General features: G+C 68.7%; 15 protein-coding genes. 6 read left to right on the forward strand and 9 right to left on the reverse strand.

The genetic code is table 11. From position 1 onward, the window contains the following. Positions 1-130 precede the first annotated feature (130 nt). The 4 genes from QWY76_RS11330 (at position 131) to QWY76_RS11345 (ending at position 6519) form a co-directional block, all read left to right on the forward strand. The gene (locus QWY76_RS11330; RefSeq protein WP_290311312.1) at positions 131-1447 is read left to right on the forward strand and encodes an NAD(P)/FAD-dependent oxidoreductase; all 1317 of its coding nucleotides are present in this window, start codon (positions 131-133) and stop codon (positions 1445-1447) included. Next, complete coding sequence (nirB, locus tag QWY76_RS11335) at positions 1444-3984, forward strand: nitrite reductase large subunit NirB (RefSeq protein WP_290311313.1); 2541 nt, start codon at positions 1444-1446, stop codon at positions 3982-3984. Before QWY76_RS11330 ends, nirB begins: the two co-directional genes overlap by 4 nt. Before the next feature lie 164 nt (positions 3985-4148). Continuing rightward, the gene (gene nirD, locus QWY76_RS11340; protein ID WP_290311314.1) at positions 4149-4523 is read left to right on the forward strand and encodes a nitrite reductase small subunit NirD; all 375 of its coding nucleotides are present in this window, start codon (positions 4149-4151) and stop codon (positions 4521-4523) included. Positions 4524-5106: 583 nt separating this feature from the next. Next, a complete protein-coding gene (locus QWY76_RS11345; protein ID WP_290311315.1) occupies positions 5107-6519 on the forward strand; it encodes a PhoH family protein in 1413 nt (470 codons plus the stop codon). 50 nt (positions 6520-6569) lie between these two features. Here the strand turns inward: QWY76_RS11345 and QWY76_RS11350 are convergent, their stop codons facing one another. The 8 genes from QWY76_RS11350 to QWY76_RS11385 all read right to left on the reverse strand — a co-directional run bounded on the left by QWY76_RS11350 (position 6570) and on the right by QWY76_RS11385 (position 15704). Then, complete coding sequence (locus QWY76_RS11350; protein ID WP_290311317.1) at positions 6570-6788, reverse strand: hypothetical protein; 219 nt, start codon at positions 6786-6788, stop codon at positions 6570-6572. Positions 6789-6860: 72 nt separating this feature from the next. Beyond that, positions 6861-8174 carry a sensor domain-containing diguanylate cyclase gene (locus QWY76_RS11355; protein ID WP_290311319.1) on the reverse strand — a complete coding sequence of 438 codons (1314 nt, stop codon included), beginning with the start codon at positions 8172-8174 and terminating at the stop codon, positions 6861-6863. A gap of 199 nt (positions 8175-8373) precedes the next feature. Then, positions 8374-9306 carry a prenyltransferase gene (locus QWY76_RS11360; protein ID WP_290311320.1) on the reverse strand — a complete coding sequence of 311 codons (933 nt, stop codon included), beginning with the start codon at positions 9304-9306 and terminating at the stop codon, positions 8374-8376. 24 nt (positions 9307-9330) lie between these two features. Beyond that, entirely contained in the window at positions 9331-9999 is a 669-nt protein-coding gene (locus QWY76_RS11365; protein WP_290311321.1) for an alpha/beta hydrolase, read from the reverse strand. A gap of 60 nt (positions 10000-10059) precedes the next feature. Then, positions 10060-11829: an SLC13 family permease gene (locus QWY76_RS11370; protein ID WP_290311322.1), complete on the reverse strand. Its 1770-nt coding sequence runs from the start codon at positions 11827-11829 to the stop codon at positions 10060-10062. A gap of 184 nt (positions 11830-12013) precedes the next feature. Continuing rightward, positions 12014-12220: a cold-shock protein gene (locus QWY76_RS11375; protein WP_126484220.1), complete on the reverse strand. Its 207-nt coding sequence runs from the start codon at positions 12218-12220 to the stop codon at positions 12014-12016. Positions 12221-12420: 200 nt separating this feature from the next. Then, the gene (locus QWY76_RS11380) at positions 12421-14088 is read right to left on the reverse strand and encodes a GMC family oxidoreductase (RefSeq protein WP_290311325.1); all 1668 of its coding nucleotides are present in this window, start codon (positions 14086-14088) and stop codon (positions 12421-12423) included. Positions 14089-14192: 104 nt separating this feature from the next. Then, positions 14193-15704: a CoA-acylating methylmalonate-semialdehyde dehydrogenase gene (locus tag QWY76_RS11385; RefSeq protein ID WP_290311326.1), complete on the reverse strand. Its 1512-nt coding sequence runs from the start codon at positions 15702-15704 to the stop codon at positions 14193-14195. Between the two features lie 173 nt (positions 15705-15877). Between QWY76_RS11385 and QWY76_RS11390 the strand changes: the two genes are divergently transcribed. Then, entirely contained in the window at positions 15878-16786 is a 909-nt protein-coding gene (locus QWY76_RS11390; RefSeq protein ID WP_290311327.1) for a LysR family transcriptional regulator, read from the forward strand. Between the two features lie 6 nt (positions 16787-16792). On the opposite strand, the gene QWY76_RS11395 is transcribed toward QWY76_RS11390, so the two are convergent. Beyond that, the gene (locus QWY76_RS11395) at positions 16793-17392 is read right to left on the reverse strand and encodes a CBS domain-containing protein (protein WP_290311328.1); all 600 of its coding nucleotides are present in this window, start codon (positions 17390-17392) and stop codon (positions 16793-16795) included. Between the two features lie 210 nt (positions 17393-17602). Between QWY76_RS11395 and QWY76_RS11400 the strand changes: the two genes are divergently transcribed. Beyond that, positions 17603-19243: an FMN-binding glutamate synthase family protein gene (locus QWY76_RS11400; RefSeq protein ID WP_290311329.1), complete on the forward strand. Its 1641-nt coding sequence runs from the start codon at positions 17603-17605 to the stop codon at positions 19241-19243. Positions 19244-19425: the final 182 nt, after the last annotated feature.

Raw genomic sequence — 19425 nt, forward strand, 5'->3', positions numbered from 1 at the left:
AAGCGGAGCGGGCCCAGGCCTCTCCCTCGCGGTCAACGACGATCGCACACCGAATTCCAGACGAAGACGTCTCAGCACCCCCGCTGCCAGGGGGTGCCGAGGCGTCTTTCGCGTTTCAGGAGGTTTCGACATGTGCCCCGATGCCCTTTCCGGGTCCGCCCCGGACCCGCATCCCATCGAGCACCTGGTGATCGTCGGCAACGGCATGGCCACCCAGCGCCTGGTCGCGACGCTCGTGCGCCAGGCCAAGGCGCCACGCCGCATCACCGTGATCGGCGAGGAACGCTGCCCGGCCTACAACCGCATTCTGCTCTCCCCCTGGCTGGCCGGCGACATGAGCCATAACGACCTGCGCCTGCCCGAGATCGCCGACCGGGCCGGCATCGCCCTGAGCACCCGGCTCGGTGAACGGGTGACCCGCATCGACCGGGCCCGGCGCCGGGTACTGACCGCGCGCGGCGAGGCCCTCGCCTACGATCGGCTGGTGCTGGCCACGGGCTCGCGTACCGCCCTGCCGCCCGTGCCGGGGATCGAGCTGGCCGGGGTCAGCGGCTTCCGCGACCTGGACGACGCCGAGGCCCTGGCCGCGGCCGCGCAGCGCGGCGGCCGCGCCCTGGTGGTCGGCGGCGGCCTGCTGGGGCTCGAGGCCGCCGAGGGCCTGCGCCAGCGCGGCATGCAGGCCCGCGTGCTCCAGCGCAGCGAACGCCTGATGAACCGTCAGCTCGATGCCACCGCCGCGACGCTGCTGCGCCGCGAGCTCGAGGGCCGCGGGCTTGCGATCGCCACCGGCGTGGAACTGGCCACCCTGGAGGACGACGGTCACGGCCATGTCGCCGCGGCACGCCTGGCCAACGGGGAACGGCTGCCCGCCGATCGCGTGGTCATCGCCGCCGGCATCACGCCCAACGCCGAGCTCGGCCGGGAGGCCGGCCTGGCCTGCGACCGCGCCATCCGTGTCGATGCCTGGCTGACCACCTCCGACCCGGACATCCATGCCCTCGGCGAGTGCTGCCAGGTCGGGACCCGCACCTTCGGGCTGGTGGAGCCGATCTGGCAGCAGGTCGAGGTGCTGGCCCGTCACCTGGCCGGGGAAGCGACGCCGGGCTTCGTCGACGCCCCGACCGCCACCAAGCTCAAGGTCGGCGGCGTGTCCCTGTATGCCTTCGGCCCCACCGAGGCCGGGCCGGGCCACGAGGCGCTGACCTATCACGATCCGCAGCAGGGCGAATACCGCCGCCTGCTGCTGCGCGACGGCCGCCTGGAGGGCGCCGTGCTCTATGGCGATACCGCCATGGGACCCTGGCTGTTCACCCAGGCCCGGGCCGGCACCCGGCTCGATGCCGCCCGCCAGGCCCTGGCCCTCGGCCAGGCCGATGTCGAGGCCCTGCTCGCCGAGCACGAGAGCCCTCTCCGAGACACCGACAGCCCCGAGAAGGAGGCCGCATGAACACGCCCCAGTCCGAGAAACTCCGCCTGATCGTCATCGGTAACGGCATGGTCGGCCACCACCTGGTCGAGCAGCTCATCGAACGCGCGGCCACCGAGCAGTACCGCATCACGGTCTTCGGCGAGGAACGTCACCGCGCCTATGATCGCGTCCACCTGTCCGAGTATTTCAGTGGTCGGGACGCCCAGTCCCTGGCCATGTGCGACGCCGACTTCTATGCCGAGCACGGCATCGAGCTGCGCCTGAACGAGGCGGTGACCGCCCTCGATCGCGACAAGGGCGAGGTGGTCACCGAGGCCGGCCGCTACGCCTACGACCGGGTCGTGCTGGCCACCGGCTCCTACCCCTTCGTGCCGCCGATTCCCGGCAACGACCGCGAGAACTGCCTGGTCTACCGCACCCTGGACGACCTCGACACCATCCGCGCCGCGGCCGAGAAGGCCACCACCGGCGTGGTGGTCGGCGGCGGCCTGCTGGGCCTGGAGGCGGCCAACGCCCTGCGCGGGCTCGACCTCGACACCGCCGTGGTCGAGTTCGCACCTAGGCTGATGCCGATGCAGGTTGACACCGAGGGCGGCGAGCTGCTGCGCGAGAAGATCGAGGCGCTGGGCGTCCAGGTGCTTACCGGCCGCGCCACCCAGCACATCGAGGACGGCCAGGCCAGCTTCCACCGCATGGTCTTCCAGGACGACAAGGTGCTGGAGACCGACCTGATCGTGTTCTCCGCGGGCATCCGTCCCCGCGACGAGCTGGCCCGGGAGGCCGCCCTGGAGATGGGCGAGCGCGGCGGCGTGGTGATCGACGACCGCTGCCTGACCAGCGACCCGGCGATCCTGGCCATCGGCGAGGTGGCGCTGTGGAACAACAGCATCTTCGGCCTGGTGGCTCCCGGCTACCAGATGGCCAAGGCCGCCGCGGCTACCCTGCTGGGCGGTGAGCTGACCTTCGCGGGCGCCGACATGAGCACCAAGCTCAAGCTGCTCGGCGTCGACGTGGGCGCCATCGGCGATGCCCACGGCAACCAGAATCCCGGCGCGCGGATGTTCCGCTACCTGGACGAGATCCGCCAGGAATACCGCAAGCTGGTGGTCTCCAGCGACGGCAGGAAGCTGCTCGGCGCCATGCTGGTGGGCGACAACGCCTACTACGACACCCTGATGCAGTACTACAGCAACGGCCTGGAGCTGCCCGAGGACCCGGCGGCACTGATCCTGCCCTCCACCGAGGGCGCGCCGACCCTCGGCGCCGACGCCCTGCCCGACGGCGCGACCATCTGCTCGTGCCACAACGTCACCAAGGGCTCGATCTGCGCGACCCTCGATGCCGGTGCCACCGACCTGGGCAGCGTCAAGGCCGAGACCAGGGCCAGCACCGGCTGTGGGGGCTGCGCGGCCCTGCTCAAGAGCGTGGTCGACCACGAGCTGGAAGCCCGCGGCGTGGAGGTCGACCAGTCGATCTGCGAGCACTTCGCCCACACCCGCCAGGAGCTCTTCGACATCGTCCGCGTCGAGGGCATCAAGACCTTCGGCGAGCTGATCGGCAAGCACGGCGCTTCACACAACCAGGGCCTGGGCTCTTCGTCAGCCCCGAAGCTCGGCTGCGACATCTGCAAGCCGGCGGTGGCCTCGATCCTGGCCTCCTGCTTCAACGAGCCGATCACCGACGCCGCGCATATCCCGCTGCAGGACACCAACGACACCTTCATGGCCAACATGCAGAAGAACGGCACCTACTCGGTGGTGCCGCGTGTCCCCGGCGGCGAGATCACCCCGGACAAGCTGGTGGTGCTCGGTCAGGTCGCACAGAAGTATGAGCTCTACACCAAGATCACCGGCGGCCAGCGCATCGACCTGTTCGGCGCCCGCCTCGAGGACCTGCCCGACATCTGGGGCGAGCTGATCGAGGCCGGCTTCGAGACCGGTCACGCCTACGGCAAGTCGGTACGCACCGTGAAGTCCTGCGTGGGCAGTACCTGGTGTCGCTACGGGGTGCAGGACAGCGTGGGCATGGCGATCCAGCTGGAGCACCGCTACAAGGGACTGCGCTCGCCCCACAAGCTCAAGTTCGCGGTTTCCGGCTGCACCCGCGAGTGCGCCGAGGCCCAGAGCAAGGACGTCGGGGTGATCGCCACCGAGCACGGCTGGAACCTCTACGTCTGCGGCAACGGCGGCATGCGCCCGCGCCACGCCGAGCTCTTCGCCACCGACCTGGACGACGAGCAGTTGATCAAGATCATCGACCGTTTCCTGATGTTCTACGTGCGCACCGCCGACCGCCTGCAGCGGACCTCGGTATGGCGCGAGAACCTCGAGGGCGGCCTGGACTACCTCAAGGAGGTGGTGCTCGAGGACAGCCTGGGCATCGGCGACGAGCTCGAGGCGCAGATGCAGACCGTCATCGACAACTACGAGTGCGAGTGGGCGGGCGCCATCAACGACCCCGAGAAGCTCAAGCGCTTCCGCAGCTTCGTCAACGACGCGCGCCCCGACCCGGACATCATCGTGACCGAGGAGCGCGGCCAGCTCCGCCCTGCGTAAGGAAATGGCTGCGCGAGCGAATCGTGTTGTTGCGCGGCACCCCGAAGGCTCGCCTAACCCCCCGTTATGTCTCGCCTTCGGTGCGCCGCGCGCCTAGCGACGCGGCGGCGCCCGCTTCATCTCGCTCGCCAATTTCTCGACATCATCGCGAGGACTACCAATCTATGACCATCGCAACTGCAGAAGCCCCGACCATGACCCAGACCTGGCAACCCCTGTGCACCAAGGCCGACCTGGTGCCCTTCTCCGGCGTCGCCGCCTGGATCGAGACGCCCGAGGGACCGGCCCAGGTGGCCCTGTTCTACCTGCCCGGCCATGCCACCGAGCTCTACGCCGTGGACCATCACGATCCCTTCTCGGGCGCCAACGTCATCGCCCGCGGCATCGTCGGCGACCTCTCGGGGGCGCCGGTGGTGGCCTCACCGATCTACAAGCAGCACTTCCGCCTCGACGACGGCCAGTGCCTGGAAGACGAGGCGGTGCGGCTGCGCTGCTGGACGGTCTGCTTCGAGGACGACCGGGTGATGCTCCGGGCCTGACCCCGCCACGGACGGGCCGCGGCCTGGCCGCCGCCGCGGCGCCCTCGTGATCCACGTGGACGCAGGCATTCACCTTGTCGTTGACGCGGGCGATGCGTTCGAGGGCCGCCCGCGCGCCCTCCCGTGGCGAGGCCTCGCGCGCCCCGAACAAGGCTTCGAGACGTGTCGCATCGATCAAGCCCGGATCAGGCTCATGTCGCGCTTCCTCCCATCGGCGCCCCGTGCCCCCCGGCCCACCCTGGCAGCCATCGACCCGATCCCATCGTCACGCCCCGGTGGTTGCCGAGGCGGTCTCCCCTCGACCACCGGTATGCCGGGGCCCCGCGGGCAGTGCTGCGCGAGTCCCGGCGGCAGGCAACCGTCGCCAGCGTTGAGGCCGGCAATTGTGCAAAGCCGCAAGGATGGGCCATGCTGGGAGCCAATAAGCAAGTATTGCGGTCGTATGACAATGGGAGGTGCTCACCACAAACCAGCAGACCGGCACATCGCGCCCTGTCACGGAACTGACATCCGGCGCTGACAGTGTCGACATCGAGGCGTCATGTTTGACGTCGATCCGGTGACTATCAGGAGAGCTGCGCCGATGGTACGCATCGACAAGAAGGCCACCAGGCTTTACGTGCTGGACACCAACGTCTTGATCCATGATCCCGCCGCCCTCTATCAGTTCGATGAGCACGAAGTGGTCATTCCCATGACCGTGCTCGAGGAGCTCGACAAGCACAAGAACGGCATCCGCGAAATCGCCCGCACCGCCCGGCAGGTCAGCCGGACCCTCTCGGACCTCACCGCCAACGTCGACATCGGCCAGATCCGCGATGGCATTCCCATCACCCGGCTCACCGGCCCCGAGGGTCGACTACGCCTGCTGTGCTACGACAATCTCTCGGTCCCGGACAACCTGGAGGACAGCCCCGACAACCGACTGCTCGCCGAGACCTGCCGACTGCGCGACGAGCGTCCCGACGCCTCGGTGGTCCTGGTCACCAAGGACATCAACCTGCGGGTCAAGGCCGCGGCCCTCGGCGTGCCGGTGGAGGACTACCTCACCGATCGCGCCTTCGACGACAGCGATGCCATGATCGGCGGTGCCCGGGTCTATCCCGAGGCCGGCCAGGATGGCAGCGGCCTGTGGGAGACCCTCAAGACCGAGGTCAAGGTCGAGCGCGAGGATGGCCACGTCGTCTACCGCCTGGCCGGCGAGATCCCCACGGACTGGCATCTCGGCATGCTGGTTTCGGACAGCGACGACGGGGCCAGCTTCGAGGCGGTGGTCCGCGACCTGGGCCCCCGTCACGCCCATCTGGAGCTACTGACCAACTACCGGCATGGCGCCAGCGTGTGGGGCGTGCATGCCCATGACAGCCGCCAGAACTTCACCCTCAACCTGCTGATGGACGAAAGCATCGACCTGGTGACCATCGCCGGCAGTGCAGGCACCGGCAAGACCTTCATGACCCTGGCCGCGGCCTTCCAGCAGACGCTGGACGGCAAGCGCTTCGAGCGCGTGGTGTTCACCCGGGCCCCTATCTCCATGAGCGAGGACATCGGCTACCTGCCCGGCACCGAAGAGGAGAAGATGTCGCCCTGGATGGGCGCCTTCCATGACAACATGGACAACCTGCTGCGCGACGAGCATGACGGCAGCTCCACCTGGAACCAGGAGGCGACGCGCCAGCTGCTCGGCTCGAGGGTACAGATCCGCGCTCCCGGCTTCATGCGCGGCCGGACCCTCAACGACACCTTCCTGATCATCGACGAGGCCCAGAACTTCACGCCCAAGCAGCTCAAGTCCCTGATCACCCGGGCCGGACGCAACACGAAGATCGTCTGCCTGGGCAACGTGGGCCAGATCGACACGCCCTATCTCACCGCCAACACCTGCGGCATGGCGGCGGTGGTGCAACACTTCCGCGACTGGCCCCATGCCGGCCATGTCACCCTCCAGAGCGTGGAACGCTCGCGCCTGGCGCTGGCCGGCGAGGAGCTGCTCTGAACGCGGCGGGTCGACGCCCCGGCGTCGACCCGCCCTCCCGCTGCGCCCGCTCAGTGACCGCGATTCACGGCCTTCTCGATCAATGCCTCGCTCTGACTGCCGGGCCCGTGGCGGAGCACCGTCTGGGCCTCGTGATACAGGCAGACGAAGCGCTGGCAGGAGGCGCAATGCACCTGGTCGTCGGGGTTCTTGACACTGGAGACTCGCATCAGGTGACTGCCACAGTTCGGGCACGCCACCGGTAGACGGAAATCCTCGGAGAGTGACATCGGCTGCTCCTGTTGCGCGGGGTTGATGACGGTATCTTGACCCATGGGACAGCGGACTGGCCGGTCAGTGCCTCAGGTCACCTGCTCGGGAAAGACGATGCGGTTGCGCCCCGCTCGCTTGGCCCGGTAGAGGGCGTGGTCGGCCCGACTCAGCGCCTCGCCGAGATCCCCTCCCGGGTCGAGGAAGGCCATTCCCATGCTGACCGTGAAATGCAGCGTCTCGCCGCCCAGCACCAGCTCGTTGTCCGCCACGGCCTGCCGCAGGCGCTCCAGCACGCTCCAGGCCTCCTCCGGATCGCTATCCACCAGCATGACCGCGAATTCCTCCCCGCCGAGACGACCGATCAGGTCGTAGGGACGCAGGCTGTCTCGGCAGGTCGTGGCGAAACGCTGCAAGGCGATATCGCCGGCCGCATGGCCATGGGTGTCATTGAGCGCCTTGAAGTGGTCGAGGTCGATCATCGCCACCGGCACCCGGCGACCCTGGCGGGCGGCATGGGCCAGCACCGCCTCGCCATTGGCGAAGAAGGCCCGCCGGTTGAGCATGCCGGTCAGCATGTCGGTGCTGATCAGCTGCTGGGTGCGCCGCTCCGCCTCCTTGCGCCGAGTGACATCCTGCATCCAGCCGTCCCAGAGCGTGCCGCCCTCGGCGTCGCGCCGCACACCCGCCGTGGCCTCCACCCAGCGCACGCCAGCGGGAGTCTCGATGCGAACGGCCAGCTGAAACGCCTCGAGGCTCACCGACGACTGGGCCAGCGCATTGGTCAGGGCCTGGCGATCATCGCCGACCAGCCGATCGAGCAGCCGTTCGGGGGATGCCTTCACGGCGTCGGGGGCCAGCCCGCACAGCGCGGTCAGCCCCTCGCTCAGGTAGCCGAAGGACAGCGCCCCTCGCGGCGCCTGATGCAGCTGGAAGACCACGCCCGGCAGGCCGGTCACGACCGCCTCCAGCCGGTCCAGGCGGGCCCGGTCGGCGATGGCCGGCTCGAGATGGGTACCGACATCGTGCTGGATCAGCAGCAGGCGGGAGGTGTCGTGGGACCCCTCGGCCAGCGGCTGGATGAGGGTATCCAGGTGAAGCCGCCGACCGTCGGCATGGCGGCAGTGCAAGAGTCCGCGCCAGGGCTGGCGCTGCTGGACACAATCCGCCAGGGCCCGGGACAGCGGGCCGCGCAGCGGCTGCTCGTCCAGGAGGGTGACGCGTCGCCCCACCAGCGATGCGGCGGCATGCCCCGTAACGGGCACCACCGAGGGGTTGACCTCGAGGATCACCCCATGGGCATCCAGCAGCATCACCGCGCCCGGGAAATGCGCGTAGAGCCGCTCGGGCAGGCTGGTGGCCGGCGGGGATCGTCGCCGGCGCCACTTGTCCAGAATTCGTGACATGCCCCGCATCCTTGGGGTCTCCGCATTGACAGGGAATCGTGCCGCTATCGTTCTACCCTAGCGCAGACGCACGCGAGGCACACGCACAAGCGCCGGCCGGGGCCTGCAGGTCCCGCCGTGCGGCCACATCGTCGGCATCCTTGTCACCACGCATGATGCCCCGTGGCGGAGCCGTCGTCGAGCCGCCACGGGGCCGGGCTCAGCCGGCCAGCCAGAGCCCCAGGTTGAGCAGCGCCAGGGTGCCGAGCTGGAGGGCCACGTTGACCCCCAGCCAGGGCACGAGCGCCGCCTCGCCGTCGGCCTCGCTCAGCCGCCACAGGCCGTGCACCAGCCAGACGACCACCGGCAACAGCAGCCAGATCAGCCAGGTGGTCGCCGGCAGCAGGCCGGCCAGGCCCCCGGCCGGCACCACCAGGAAGGCCGCCACTATCAGCACGCCCGCCAGCCGCCCGGCACGCCGCCGTCCCAGCACGATGGCCAGGTGACGCCGGCCGACCCGGCGGTCGGCGTCGATATCCGGGACCTGGTTGAGCAGCAGCAGGGCGCAGACCAGCAGGGTCGGCACCAGGGAAACGGCGACGGCCAGGGACGAGACATGGCCGGTCAGGGCCTGATGCGCGCCTACCACCATCAGGGTGCCGAAGCCCAGGCCCGGGGCCAGCAGGCACAGCCAGGGGCGATGCGTCAGCAGCCCGGTATAGGCCACCACCAGGCCCAGGCCCAGCAGGCCGTAGAGCAGCAGCCACGGCCCCGACCGCCACAGGAACCAGCCGCCGATCACCACCACCCCGCCCAGGCAGGCGGCGGCGGCCCGCCACACCAGCGGGGCCGCCGCCGGCCGGGCCGGCAGGGCGCCGCTGCCCCCGGAGAAGGGCGTGCGCCGGGTGATGGCGTCCAGGCCGCTTGAGAAGTCATGGTGCTCGTTGAAGAGGTTGACCGCGGCATGGGCCAGCAGCGCGGCCAGCAGCACCAGCAGGCTGTCCACCCGGGCCACTGGCACGCCCTCGAGGCGAGCCGTCAGAACCGACAGGCCGGCGCACAGCGGCGCCAACACCAGGAAGTTGGGGCGGGCGCTGCGCAGGCAGGCCCGCCAGCGTCCCCGGCAGGAGGCGTCACAGCGCGATGCGTCCAAGCCGTCTTCTCCCCTGCCCCGGCGTCAGCGCGCCAACCGTTCGGACAGCCAAGGGCCGATGTCGGCGACCTGCTGGGGACAGACCGCATGGGCCATCGGATACTGGCGATAGTGGACCGGGTAGCCCATGGCCGAGAGCCGGTCGCAGGCGGCCCGGCCCAGGACCTCGGGCACCACCGGGTCGAGGTGGCCGTGGTGGATCTCGATGGGCAGCTCGCGGTTGGCCGGGGCCGGCTCGAGGCTATCGGCGGTGGCGAGGTAGGTGGACATGGCCAGCAGGCCGCCGAGGCGCTCGGGAAAGGTCAGGGCCGCCTGGTAGGCCACCGCACCGCCCTGGGAGAAGCCGGCCAGGATGATGCGCTCGGCGGGGATGCCATGCTGGATCTGCTCGTGGACCAGCGCCTGGATGCGCGCCGCGGAGGCCTTGAGCTGGGCCTCGTCCACCCGGCGGTCGAGACTCATCTCCTTGATGTCGTACCAGGCCGGCATCACCATGCCGCCGTTGATGGTCACCGCCAGGCGCGGGGCATGGGGCAGGATGAAGCGCACGCTGGCCGCCTCGGGCAGCGACAGCGCCGGCACCAAGGGCTCGAAGTCATGGCCATCGGCGCCGAGGCCATGGAGGATGAAGACGCAGGCATCGGCGGGCTTGCCGCCGCGGGGCTCGATGATCAACTCGTCGGGTTCGCTCATGGGGTCGTCTCCCGGGGCAAAAGCGCCACCCTAGCGCAAAGCGCCGGCCACGGCGAGGCCCTAGAAGGGCCAGACGAGGGGGATCAGCACCATCGCCACCACCGCGCTCAGCAGGTTGAGCGGCGCGCCGACCCGCAGGTAGTCGCTCACCCGATAGCCGCCGGGGCCGTAGACCATCAGGTTGGTCTGGTAGCCGATCGGCGTCAGGAAGCTCGCCGAGGCGGCGAACATCACCGCCACCACGAAGGGCATCGGACTGACGCCGAGGCTCTCGGCCCCGGCCATCACCACCGGGAAGGTGATCACCGCGGCGGCGTTGTTGGTGACCAGTTCGGTGAGCATGGCCACCACCAGGTAGCTGCCGATCAGCAGCCACCAGGGGTTGCCGTCGACCAGGCCCATCGCCGCCCCGGCCAGCGTGGCGGCCGCCCCCGAGCCTTCCAGGGCCGCCCCCAGGCCGAAGGAGGCGGCGATGGTCAACAGCACCTGGGTGTCGAGGCCACGCTTGGCGGCACTGATCGAACAGCAGCCGCAGAGCACCGAGGCGGCGGCGCCGAGCATGGCGGCATTCATCATGCTCGTCACCCCGGTGGTGGCGAGCAGGACCACCCCGACCAGGATGCTCCAGGCCAGCCAGGCGCGCTCGTGGGCGGGTCGCGCCGCGCCGTTGACCTGGCTGATCAGCAGGAAGTCCCGCGACTGGCGGTGGCGCTCGATGAACGGCGGGCGGGCCTCGAGCAGCAGCACGTCGGCGGGCTGCAGGCGAATCTGGCCGAGGTTGCCGGCCACTCGCTCGCCGCCACGGCACACCGCCAGCACCGCCGCGCCATACAGGGTGCGGAAGTGGCCGTCACGGATGCGCCGGCCGATGAACTGGCACTGGTCGGAGACCACCGCCTCGACCAGGCGGCGCTCCTTGAAGTCCTTCTGCAGGCTGGACTCGCCGTGGTGCGAGGGGATCAAGCCACGGATCTGCTGCAACTCCACCGCCCCGGCGGAGGTGCCGGCGAACACCAGCCGGTCGCGCCCCTTGAGGCGCTCCCCGGGGCCGACCACGCTGACCACATTGCCGTCGCGCTCGATCTCCACCAGGAACAGTTCCTCCAGGTGGCGCAGACCGGCCTCCTCCACGCTCCTGTCGACCAGCGGTCCGGCCGGGTCGACCTCCATCTCGATGGTGAACTCCCGGGGGTTCTCGAAGACCTCGGCGGCCCCCTGGCGAGGCGGCAACAGGCGCTGTCCGACCAGCAGCAGGTAGGCCAGGCCCACCACGGCCACCGGCACGCCCACCCAGGCGATGTCGAAGAGCCCCATGGCGAGTTCGGGGTAGCGGTCGATCAGCAGGCCGTGGACCACCAGGTTGGTGCTGGTGCCCAGCAGGGTGATGGTGCCGCCGAGGATGGAGGCGAAGCTCAGCGGCATCAGCAGCCGATGGGCCGGCAGCCGCAACCGTCGACTCCAGCTGAGCACGGCCGGGATGAAGGCGGCCACCACCGGCGTATTGTTGAGGAAGCCGCTGAGCGGGGCCACCGGCAGGATCAGTCGCGCCAGGGCGCGGCGCTCGCCCCGGGGACGGCCCAGCACGTAGCGGATGATCAGGTCGATGCCGCCGGTCTCGCGGATGCTGGCCACCAGCACGTACATGAACGCCACGGTGAACAGGCCGCTGCTGGAGAAGCCGCCCAGGGCCTGCTGGGGATCGACGACGCCCAGGCTGACCAGCAGGACCAAGGCTCCCAGCAGCACCATATCGGGGCCGACACGCGTCAGCGCCATCAGCGGAAAGACGGCGGCGACGACGATGAGCGAGATCCAGGCGTCCGGGGACATGGGCATTCCAGCGGGGAGTCGAAATCGACCCATTGTGACGGCCCGGACATATTCTAAAAAGTTATTTTTAGAAATCCACTTATGCAAAAAAGGTATTTATGAACCGCGCCCACAACGCAACGGGGCCCGCGAATGCGGGCCCCGTCCTGCCGCCCGGGGGCGGCACATCACTGGCGGTCGACGATCAGTCGATGACCTTGATGTTGGAAGCCTGGAGGCCTTTCTTGCCCTGGGTGACGTCGAAGGAGACCTTCTGACCGTCCTGCAGGGACTTGAAGCCCTCGGCTTGGATCTCGGAGAAGTGAGCGAACAGGTCGTCACCGTTGTCGTCCGGAGAGATGAAGCCGAAGCCTTTGGTGTCGTTGAACCACTTGACGGTACCGGTAGCCATTATCGAATTCCTCGAATAGCGTGATGTGTAGCCGGGGAGATACCCGAGTTGCAGTGGGTAAAACAAGAAACTTTCACCGGGCGACCGACGCTATTGAGCTTTTCGATGACCACTTGCGATGTGCGACTTGCTAACCAACTGCGAGCAGCATGCCCCCTTGAGGCGCGCAGGTCAAACACTATTTTCGATAGATGACAGCATCATGACGCCTCCCCGAGGATCCACGCCGCCGCCTTCTCGGCGATCATCAGCGTCGGCGAGTTGGTATTGCCGCTGGTGATGGTGGGCATGATGCTGGCATCGACGACCCGCAGGCCGTGCACGCCCCGGACCCGAAGGTGCGAGTCCACCACGGCCATGGGGTCGTCGTCGCGCCCCATCCTGGCGGTGCCCACCGGATGAAAGATGGTGGTGCCGATGTCGCCGGCCAACCGCACGAGGTCCTCGTCGCTCTGGTACTCCAGCCCGGGCTTGAACTCCTCCGGCGAATATTTCGCGAAGGCCGGCTGAGCGGCGATCTGCCGCGTGACCCGCAGCGAGTCGGCGGCGACCTGGCGATCCTCAGGCGTGCTCAGGTAGTTGGGGGAGATGGCTGGCGCCATACGCGGATCGCGACTCTTGATGCGCACCGTGCCCCGGCTGGTCGGGTTGAGGTTGCACACGCTCGCCGTGATGGCCGGGAAATCATGCAGCGGCTGTCCGAAGGCCTCGAGGCTCAGCGGCTGGACGTGGTATTCGAGGTTGGGATGCTCGTAGTCCTTGGAGCTTCGGGTGAAGGCGCACAGCTGGGAGGGTGCCATGCTCATCGGCCCGGAGCGTTTCAGGGCGTATTCCAGTCCGATCTTCGCCTTGCCCATCAGCGAGTTGGCCATGGTATTGAGCGTCTTGGCTCCCTTGACCTTGTAGACCGAGCGGATCTGCAGGTGGTCCTGCAGGTTCTCGCCCACGCCGGGCAGGTCGGCCACCACGGGAATCTCGTGCTCCGCCAGCAGATCAGCGGGTCCGATTCCCGAGAGCTGCAGCAGCTGCGGCGAGCCGATGGCGCCGGCGGAAAGCACCACCTCGCGACTTGCCGTCGCCACGACCCTCTCTCCCGCGCGCTCGGCCGTGACCCCACAACAGCGGGGCTCGCCGCCCTCGTCTGACGCGAAGTCGAGCCCCAGCACCTGGGTGGAATGCCAGACCGTCAGGTTGCCGCGCTGCTCGACGCCCCGCAGGAAGGCCTTGGAGGTATTCCAGCGCCAGCCCGAGCGCTGGTTGACCTCGAAATAGTCCACCCCCTCGTTGTCGCCGCGGTTGAAGTCGCGGGTGCGGGGGATGCCGGCCTCCACCGCCGCGGTGGCAAAATCATCCAGTACCTGCCACTTCAGGCGCTGCTTCTCGATGCGCCACTCGCCGCCATGGCCATGGAAGTCACGGTGTGCAGCGTCGGCGTCGCCCCCTTCATCCAGGCGATGATGATCCTCGTGCTTCATGAAGTCGGGCAGGCAGTTGTCCCAGCGCCAGGCATCGTCACCGGTCAGCTCGGCCCAGCCGTCGTAATCGCGGGCCTGGCCGCGCAGATAAAGCATGCCATTGATGCTGGAGCAGCCACCGAGGGTCTTGCCCCGCGGATAGATCAGCGAGCGACCGTTCAAGCCGGGATCGGGCTCGGTGCGGAATCGCCAGTCGGTCCGCGGATTGTTGATGCAGTACAGGTAGCCCACCGGAATGTGGATCCAGTGATAGTTGTCGCGACCGCCGGCCTCGATCAGCAGCACCCGGTTGGCCGGGTCCGCACTGAGGCGGTTGGCGAGCAGGCAGCCGGCGGTGCCGGCGCCCACTACGATATAGTCGAAGGCATGGGTATTGTTGGTCTGATCAGCCATGGCGTGCTCTCGCTGGGCATGCCGACCCGCCCGCTAGCGGGCGGTCTCCGATCGGGGGCTCTCCCCGATCGGCCGGCATACCAGTCAGTCAATGGAGGGAGGGATTATTTGGCCGTCGGCATGGCGAACTCGGCGCCCGCGTCGATGGAATCCGACCAGCGCTGCATGATCGACTTCTGCTTGGTGTAGAAGCGCACCCCTTCCTCGCCATAGGCATGGGTATCGCCGAACATCGAACGCTTCCAGCCGCCGAAACCGTGCCAGGCCATGGGCACCGGAATCGGCACGTTGATGCCCACCATGCCGACCTGGATGCGCCGACCGAACTCGCGGGCCACGCTGCCGCTTTCGGTGAAGCAGCTCACGCCGTTGCCGAACTCGTGATCGTTGATTAGCTGAACGGCCGTGGCCACGTCCGGCACGCGCACACAGGCCAGTACCGGGCCGAAGATCTCCTCCTGGTAAATGGTCATCTCCGGCGTGACGTGGTCGAACAGGGTGCCGCCCATCCAGAAGCCTTCGGCGCAGCCCTCTCCGGTGGTGGCCGGATCGAAATCGCGACCATCGATGACCATCTCGGCGCCTTCGGCCACGCCCTTCTCGATGTAGCCATTGATGCGCTGATGCGCCTGGGCGGTGACGATGGGCCCCATCTCGGCATCGAGCTCAAGGCCATTCTTGACCTTCAGGTCACGGGCCCGCTCGGCCAGGCGTGGCACGATCTTGTCGGCCACGTCGCCGACCAGCACCGCCACGCTGATCGCCATGCAGCGCTCGCCGGCGGAACCATAGGCCGCACCGATCAGGGCATCGACGGCCTTGTCCAGGTTGGCATCGGGCATCACCACCATGTGGTTCTTGGCGCCACCCAGCGCCTGGATGCGCTTGCCGTTGCGCGCGCCCCGCTCGTAGATCAGATTGGCGATGGGGGTGGAACCGACGAAGGACAGCGCCATGACATCGGGGTGGTCGATCAGCGCTGCCACCGAGTCCTTGTCACCCTGCACCACGTTGAAGACGCCATCCGGCAGGCCGGCCTGCTTGAGCAGATCGGCGATCATCAGCGAGGCGCTAGGATCCAGCGGGCTCGGCTTGAGCACGAAGCTGTTGCCGGCGGCAATCGCTACCGGGAACATCCACATCGGCACCATCACCGGGAAGTTGAACGGCGTGATACCCGCGACCACGCCCAGCGGCTGACGGGTCGTCCAGTTGTCGATCCCCCGGCTGACTTGCTCGGTGTAGTCGCCCTTGAGCAGTTGCGGAATGCCACAGGCGAACTCAACGATATCGATGCCGCGCGCCACCTCGCCCTGGGCATCGGTAAACACCTTGCCATGCTCACGGGTGATCGCTTCGGCCAGCTCGTCCTTATGCGCATTCAGCAGCTCGAGAAACTTGAACATCACTCGCGCTCGGCGAATCGGCGGCGTGTCGGCCCAGGCGGGGAAGGCGGCCTGGGCGGCGGCCACGGCACTATCCACGTCCGCCTCGGAGGCAAGAGCGACCCGACCGGTCACCTGCCCGGTGGCCGGGTTGGTGACGTCTTGGTAACGATCGTCTACGCCATTCGTCTTATTGCCATTGATATAATGCTCGATGCGCTCGGTGGTCATGTCTGCCTCTCGTCTCATGTTGCACTGCACACTGGATAGCCCATGCTGCCGGGCCTGGTAGCCTCCAACCTAACTCAAGGCGGTGTGGAATCAATTGAGAAAGCCAAAAGCAAGATATAAGGTTTACAAATATCTTGTCGCTCGCCGCAGCGATCGTTCCAAGGGAGGTAGTCATGCATGACCTCAAGGCCCTGCGCGCCTTCGTGGCCGTGGCCCATCAGGGCAGCGTGTCCCGCGCCGCCGAGGAGCTGCACCTGACCCAGCCTGCCGTCAGCCTCAAACTCAAGCAGCTGCAGGAGACCCTGGGCCTCACGCTCTTCCAGCGCCACGCCCAGGGGCTCGCGCTGACCAGCGATGGTCACGCCCTGCTGCCGTCTGCGGAGGCCGCGCTCGCGTCATTGCAGGCTTTCAACATCAGCGCCCAGTCGATGCACGAGACGCTGCGCGGGCGCCTGAGGATCGGCACCATCGTGGACCCGGAATTCATTCGTCTGGGCGCCTTCCTGAACCGCCTGGTGGAGCGCGCGCCCCAACTGGAGACCGAGCTCCACCAGGCGATGAGCGGCAACGTGCTGGAGCGGGTCCGCCGCGGCGAGCTGGATGTGGGGTTCTTCCTGGCGCCTCCCGGCGAGGGACCGGACGCCGTCGGCGACGGGATCGCCTGCCGCGAGCTGACCGAGTTCCACTACCATGTCATCGCGCCGGGCGGCTGGGGGAGTCGCCTGGCCGGCGCCGACTGGCGGCGCCTGGCCAGCCTGCCGTGGATCACCACGCCGGCCGACTCCGTCCACCATCGCCTGCTCCGTCGCGCGCTGGACCCGCTGGGACTGGCGCCCAGGAGCGTGGCACAGGTGGATCAGGAGGCCTGCATGCTCGATGTAGTGCGCGCCGGGGTGGGGCTCAGCCTGGCCCGCGATGCGCTGGCCATGACCGAGCGCCAGGAGCGTGGGCTGGTGATCGCCGACGGGGTGCGACTGCCCTGCGCGCTGAGCTTCATCTGGTGCCGGGAGCGCGCTGAGGAGGCGGTAATCGCCGAGGCGCTGGCGGTGCTGGCCAGCGTCTGGGGCCTCCCGGCGAGCTGAGGGCGGTCAGAGATCGTGCCCCAGCACCACGCGGCAGATATCGGCGAAGCTCCTCGCCTCGGGGACGCTCGACATGTCGGTCCCCAGCGCCCGGCCGATGTCGGCGGCCGAGATCACGCCGCGGATCCGCAGGCCCTGCCGGCGATCCGTCTCGGTGACCAGCAGGTGCTGGTCGCCGAAGGTCTCGAGGTCGCGCACCAGCTGACCGATGGTCAGGTTGGCCAGCCGCTCCAGGGGCAGCGCCCCCAGCTCCTGGCAGGGGATCTGCACCATGCCGGCGGTCACCTCGCTGCGCGGCAGGGCACGCTGCTGCATGGCCAGGGTGGTGCGCCGGCCGCCGATCACCTCGCGGGCGGTGAGCACCCCCTGGCAGCGTCCCCGGTCATCGACGACCAGCAGCAGGCGCACGCGCCCATGCTGCATCACCTTGCGGGCATCGAGGATCGGGGTGTCGGCCGAGACGGTCAGCGGCGGGGTATGGGAAAAATCGGTCAGCACCGTCAGCGCCGGGCTGTCGGGGGACAGGCCCGTGCGAGCCGGCGAGACGATGAGCGGGTGGCCGCCGAGGGTCTCCAGGCGGTCGGGAGAGGACGTCAGGGTGGTCATGTTCGCTACTCCTACAAGGGTGACGGGCCGGACGTTCGTATCTGCATCCGTGTCCCGATGCCCACCCTAGGGCCCGTTTCCTTAAGGCAGCCTTAATGCCACGCCAGGAACCTCGACGGACCCGTCCACCCGCGGCATGCCCACGCCCGTGTTTGACAGCCACCCAGCCGGGGCATGCCATGGCACCGCCCCATCCGTAAGGAGCGCGACATGCAACGACTGCCCCGCCGCTACACGACCTATGCCCTCAGCCTGCTCGCGCTCGCCGTCTCCCTGGTCGGCCTGGCCAGCGCCCCGTCCTGGGCCTGGGGGCTGGCCACGCTGGTCTTCGGCGGCCTGGCCATCCTGGGCAGCCATGACCTGCTGCAGCGCCGTCATACGGTCAGCCGCAACTACCCGATCACCGCCCACCTGCGCTACCTGCTGGAATCCTTCGGCCCCGAGATCCGCCAGTACTTCATCCAGCGCGACACCGAGGAGGTGCCCTTCTCCCGGGAACAGCGCAGCCTGGCGTACCGCCGCGCCAAGGGGACGCTGGACAAGCAGCCCTACGGCTCGCTGCGTGACATGCAGGCCCCGGGCTACGAATGGATGAACCACTCCCTGGCCCCGGCGCCCATCCAGGGCCACGACTTCCGGGTGAGCGTCGGCGCCGGCCGCCCCCGGCCCTATGCCGCCAGCGTCTTCAATATCTCGGCGATGAGCTTCGGCGCCCTCTCGGCCAACGCCATCAGCGCGCTCAACGACGGCGCCCGGCGCGGCGGCTTCTACCACGACACCGGCGAGGGCGGGATCGCCCCCTACCACCGCCGCGGCGGCGACCTGGTGTGGGAGATCGGCTCCGGGTACTTCGGCTGCCGCGACGGCGAGGGCCGCTTCGACGCAGAGCGCTTCCGCGATGCCGCCACCGACGACGCGGTGAAGATGATCGAGATCAAGCTCTCCCAGGGCGCCAAGCCCGGCCACGGCGGCATCCTCCCCGGCGCCAAGGTCACCGCCGAGATCGCCGCGACCCGGGGCGTGCCGGCCGGCCGGGAGGTGATCTCGCCCGCCTCGCACGGCGCCTTCGCCACGCCCCGGGAGCTGATCGGTTTCATCCAGCGGCTGCGCGAGCTGTCGGGGGGCAAGCCGGTGGGCATCAAGCTGGCCATCGGCCACCCCTGGGAATGGTTCGCCATGGTCAAGGCCATGCTGGCGGAAGGCGAGCACCCCGACTTCGTGGTGGTGGACGGCGGCCAGGGCGGCACCGGGGCCGCCCCGCTGGAGTTCATCAACCGTCTGGGCATGCCGCTCACCGAGGCCCTGCTGCTGGTTCACAACACCCTGGTGGGCGCCGGGCTGCGCGAACGGGTCCGTGTCGGCGCCTCCGGCAAGGTGATCAGCGCCTTCGACATCGCCCGGACCCTGGCGCTGGGGGCCGACTGGTGCAATTCCGCGCGGGGCTTCATGTTCTCGCTGGGCTGTATCCAGGCCCGCACCTGCCATACCGACCGCTGTCCCAGCGGGGTCGCCACCCAGGACCGGCGGCGCGGCAGCCGGCTGGACATCCCCCTCAAGGCCGAGCGGGTCGCGCGCTTCCATGATCGCACCCTCGAGGGCCTGGCCGAGATGCTGTCCGCCGCGGGGCTCGCGCATCCCGGCGAGCTCGGCCCCGAGCACATCATCCGGCGGGTGTCCCGCCACGAGGTCAGAAGCCTGGCCACGCTGTTCGACTTCGTCGCCCCCGACGAGCTCAACGAGGGCGGCGCCTGCCGCCATGCCGTGTTCAGCGACTTCTGGGACGCCAGCGACGCGGACAGTTTCGCGCCGCCCGCCTCGCTGGCGCGCCTGCGCCAGAGCAGACTCGTCTAGGTGCGGGATGCGTGCGCCCCGACAAGGTGATAGGATTCGCCGATCATTGGCATGGCCCTGGACTATCGCTCCCGCGCCATGACCACCCTACCCTCGTTGGGGAGTAGCCGGCTCGCACCGCGCGTGCGAGAGCGCCTGTCAACATAGTCGGCCAGATGCCGTGGCAGGGGCGCCTTCGGGTT

Origin of the sequence: Halomonas maura, assembly GCF_030409305.1 — a bacterium.
Taxonomy (GTDB): domain Bacteria; phylum Pseudomonadota; class Gammaproteobacteria; order Pseudomonadales; family Halomonadaceae; genus Halomonas; species Halomonas maura.

Bases quoted from the DNA above. Each gene is read 5' to 3' on its own strand.
- QWY76_RS11330 (WP_290311312.1), top strand. From the start codon at position 131: ATGTGCCCCGATGCCCTTTCCGGGTCCGCCCCGGACCCGCATCCCATC.
- nirB (WP_290311313.1), top strand. From the start codon at position 1,444: ATGAACACGCCCCAGTCCGAGAAACTCCGCCTGATCGTCATCGGTAAC.
- nirD (WP_290311314.1), top strand. From the start codon at position 4,149: ATGACCATCGCAACTGCAGAAGCCCCGACCATGACCCAGACCTGGCAA.
- QWY76_RS11345 (WP_290311315.1), top strand. From the start codon at position 5,107: ATGGTACGCATCGACAAGAAGGCCACCAGGCTTTACGTGCTGGACACC.
- QWY76_RS11350 (WP_290311317.1), bottom strand. From the start codon at position 6,788: ATGTCACTCTCCGAGGATTTCCGTCTACCGGTGGCGTGCCCGAACTGT.
- QWY76_RS11355 (WP_290311319.1), bottom strand. From the start codon at position 8,174: ATGTCACGAATTCTGGACAAGTGGCGCCGGCGACGATCCCCGCCGGCC.
- QWY76_RS11365 (WP_290311321.1), bottom strand. From the start codon at position 9,999: ATGAGCGAACCCGACGAGTTGATCATCGAGCCCCGCGGCGGCAAGCCC.
- QWY76_RS11370 (WP_290311322.1), bottom strand. From the start codon at position 11,829: ATGTCCCCGGACGCCTGGATCTCGCTCATCGTCGTCGCCGCCGTCTTT.
- QWY76_RS11375 (WP_126484220.1), bottom strand. From the start codon at position 12,220: ATGGCTACCGGTACCGTCAAGTGGTTCAACGACACCAAAGGCTTCGGC.
- QWY76_RS11380 (WP_290311325.1), bottom strand. From the start codon at position 14,088: ATGGCTGATCAGACCAACAATACCCATGCCTTCGACTATATCGTAGTG.
- QWY76_RS11385 (WP_290311326.1), bottom strand. From the start codon at position 15,704: ATGACCACCGAGCGCATCGAGCATTATATCAATGGCAATAAGACGAAT.
- QWY76_RS11390 (WP_290311327.1), top strand. From the start codon at position 15,878: ATGCATGACCTCAAGGCCCTGCGCGCCTTCGTGGCCGTGGCCCATCAG.
- QWY76_RS11395 (WP_290311328.1), bottom strand. From the start codon at position 17,392: ATGACCACCCTGACGTCCTCTCCCGACCGCCTGGAGACCCTCGGCGGC.
- QWY76_RS11400 (WP_290311329.1), top strand. From the start codon at position 17,603: ATGCAACGACTGCCCCGCCGCTACACGACCTATGCCCTCAGCCTGCTC.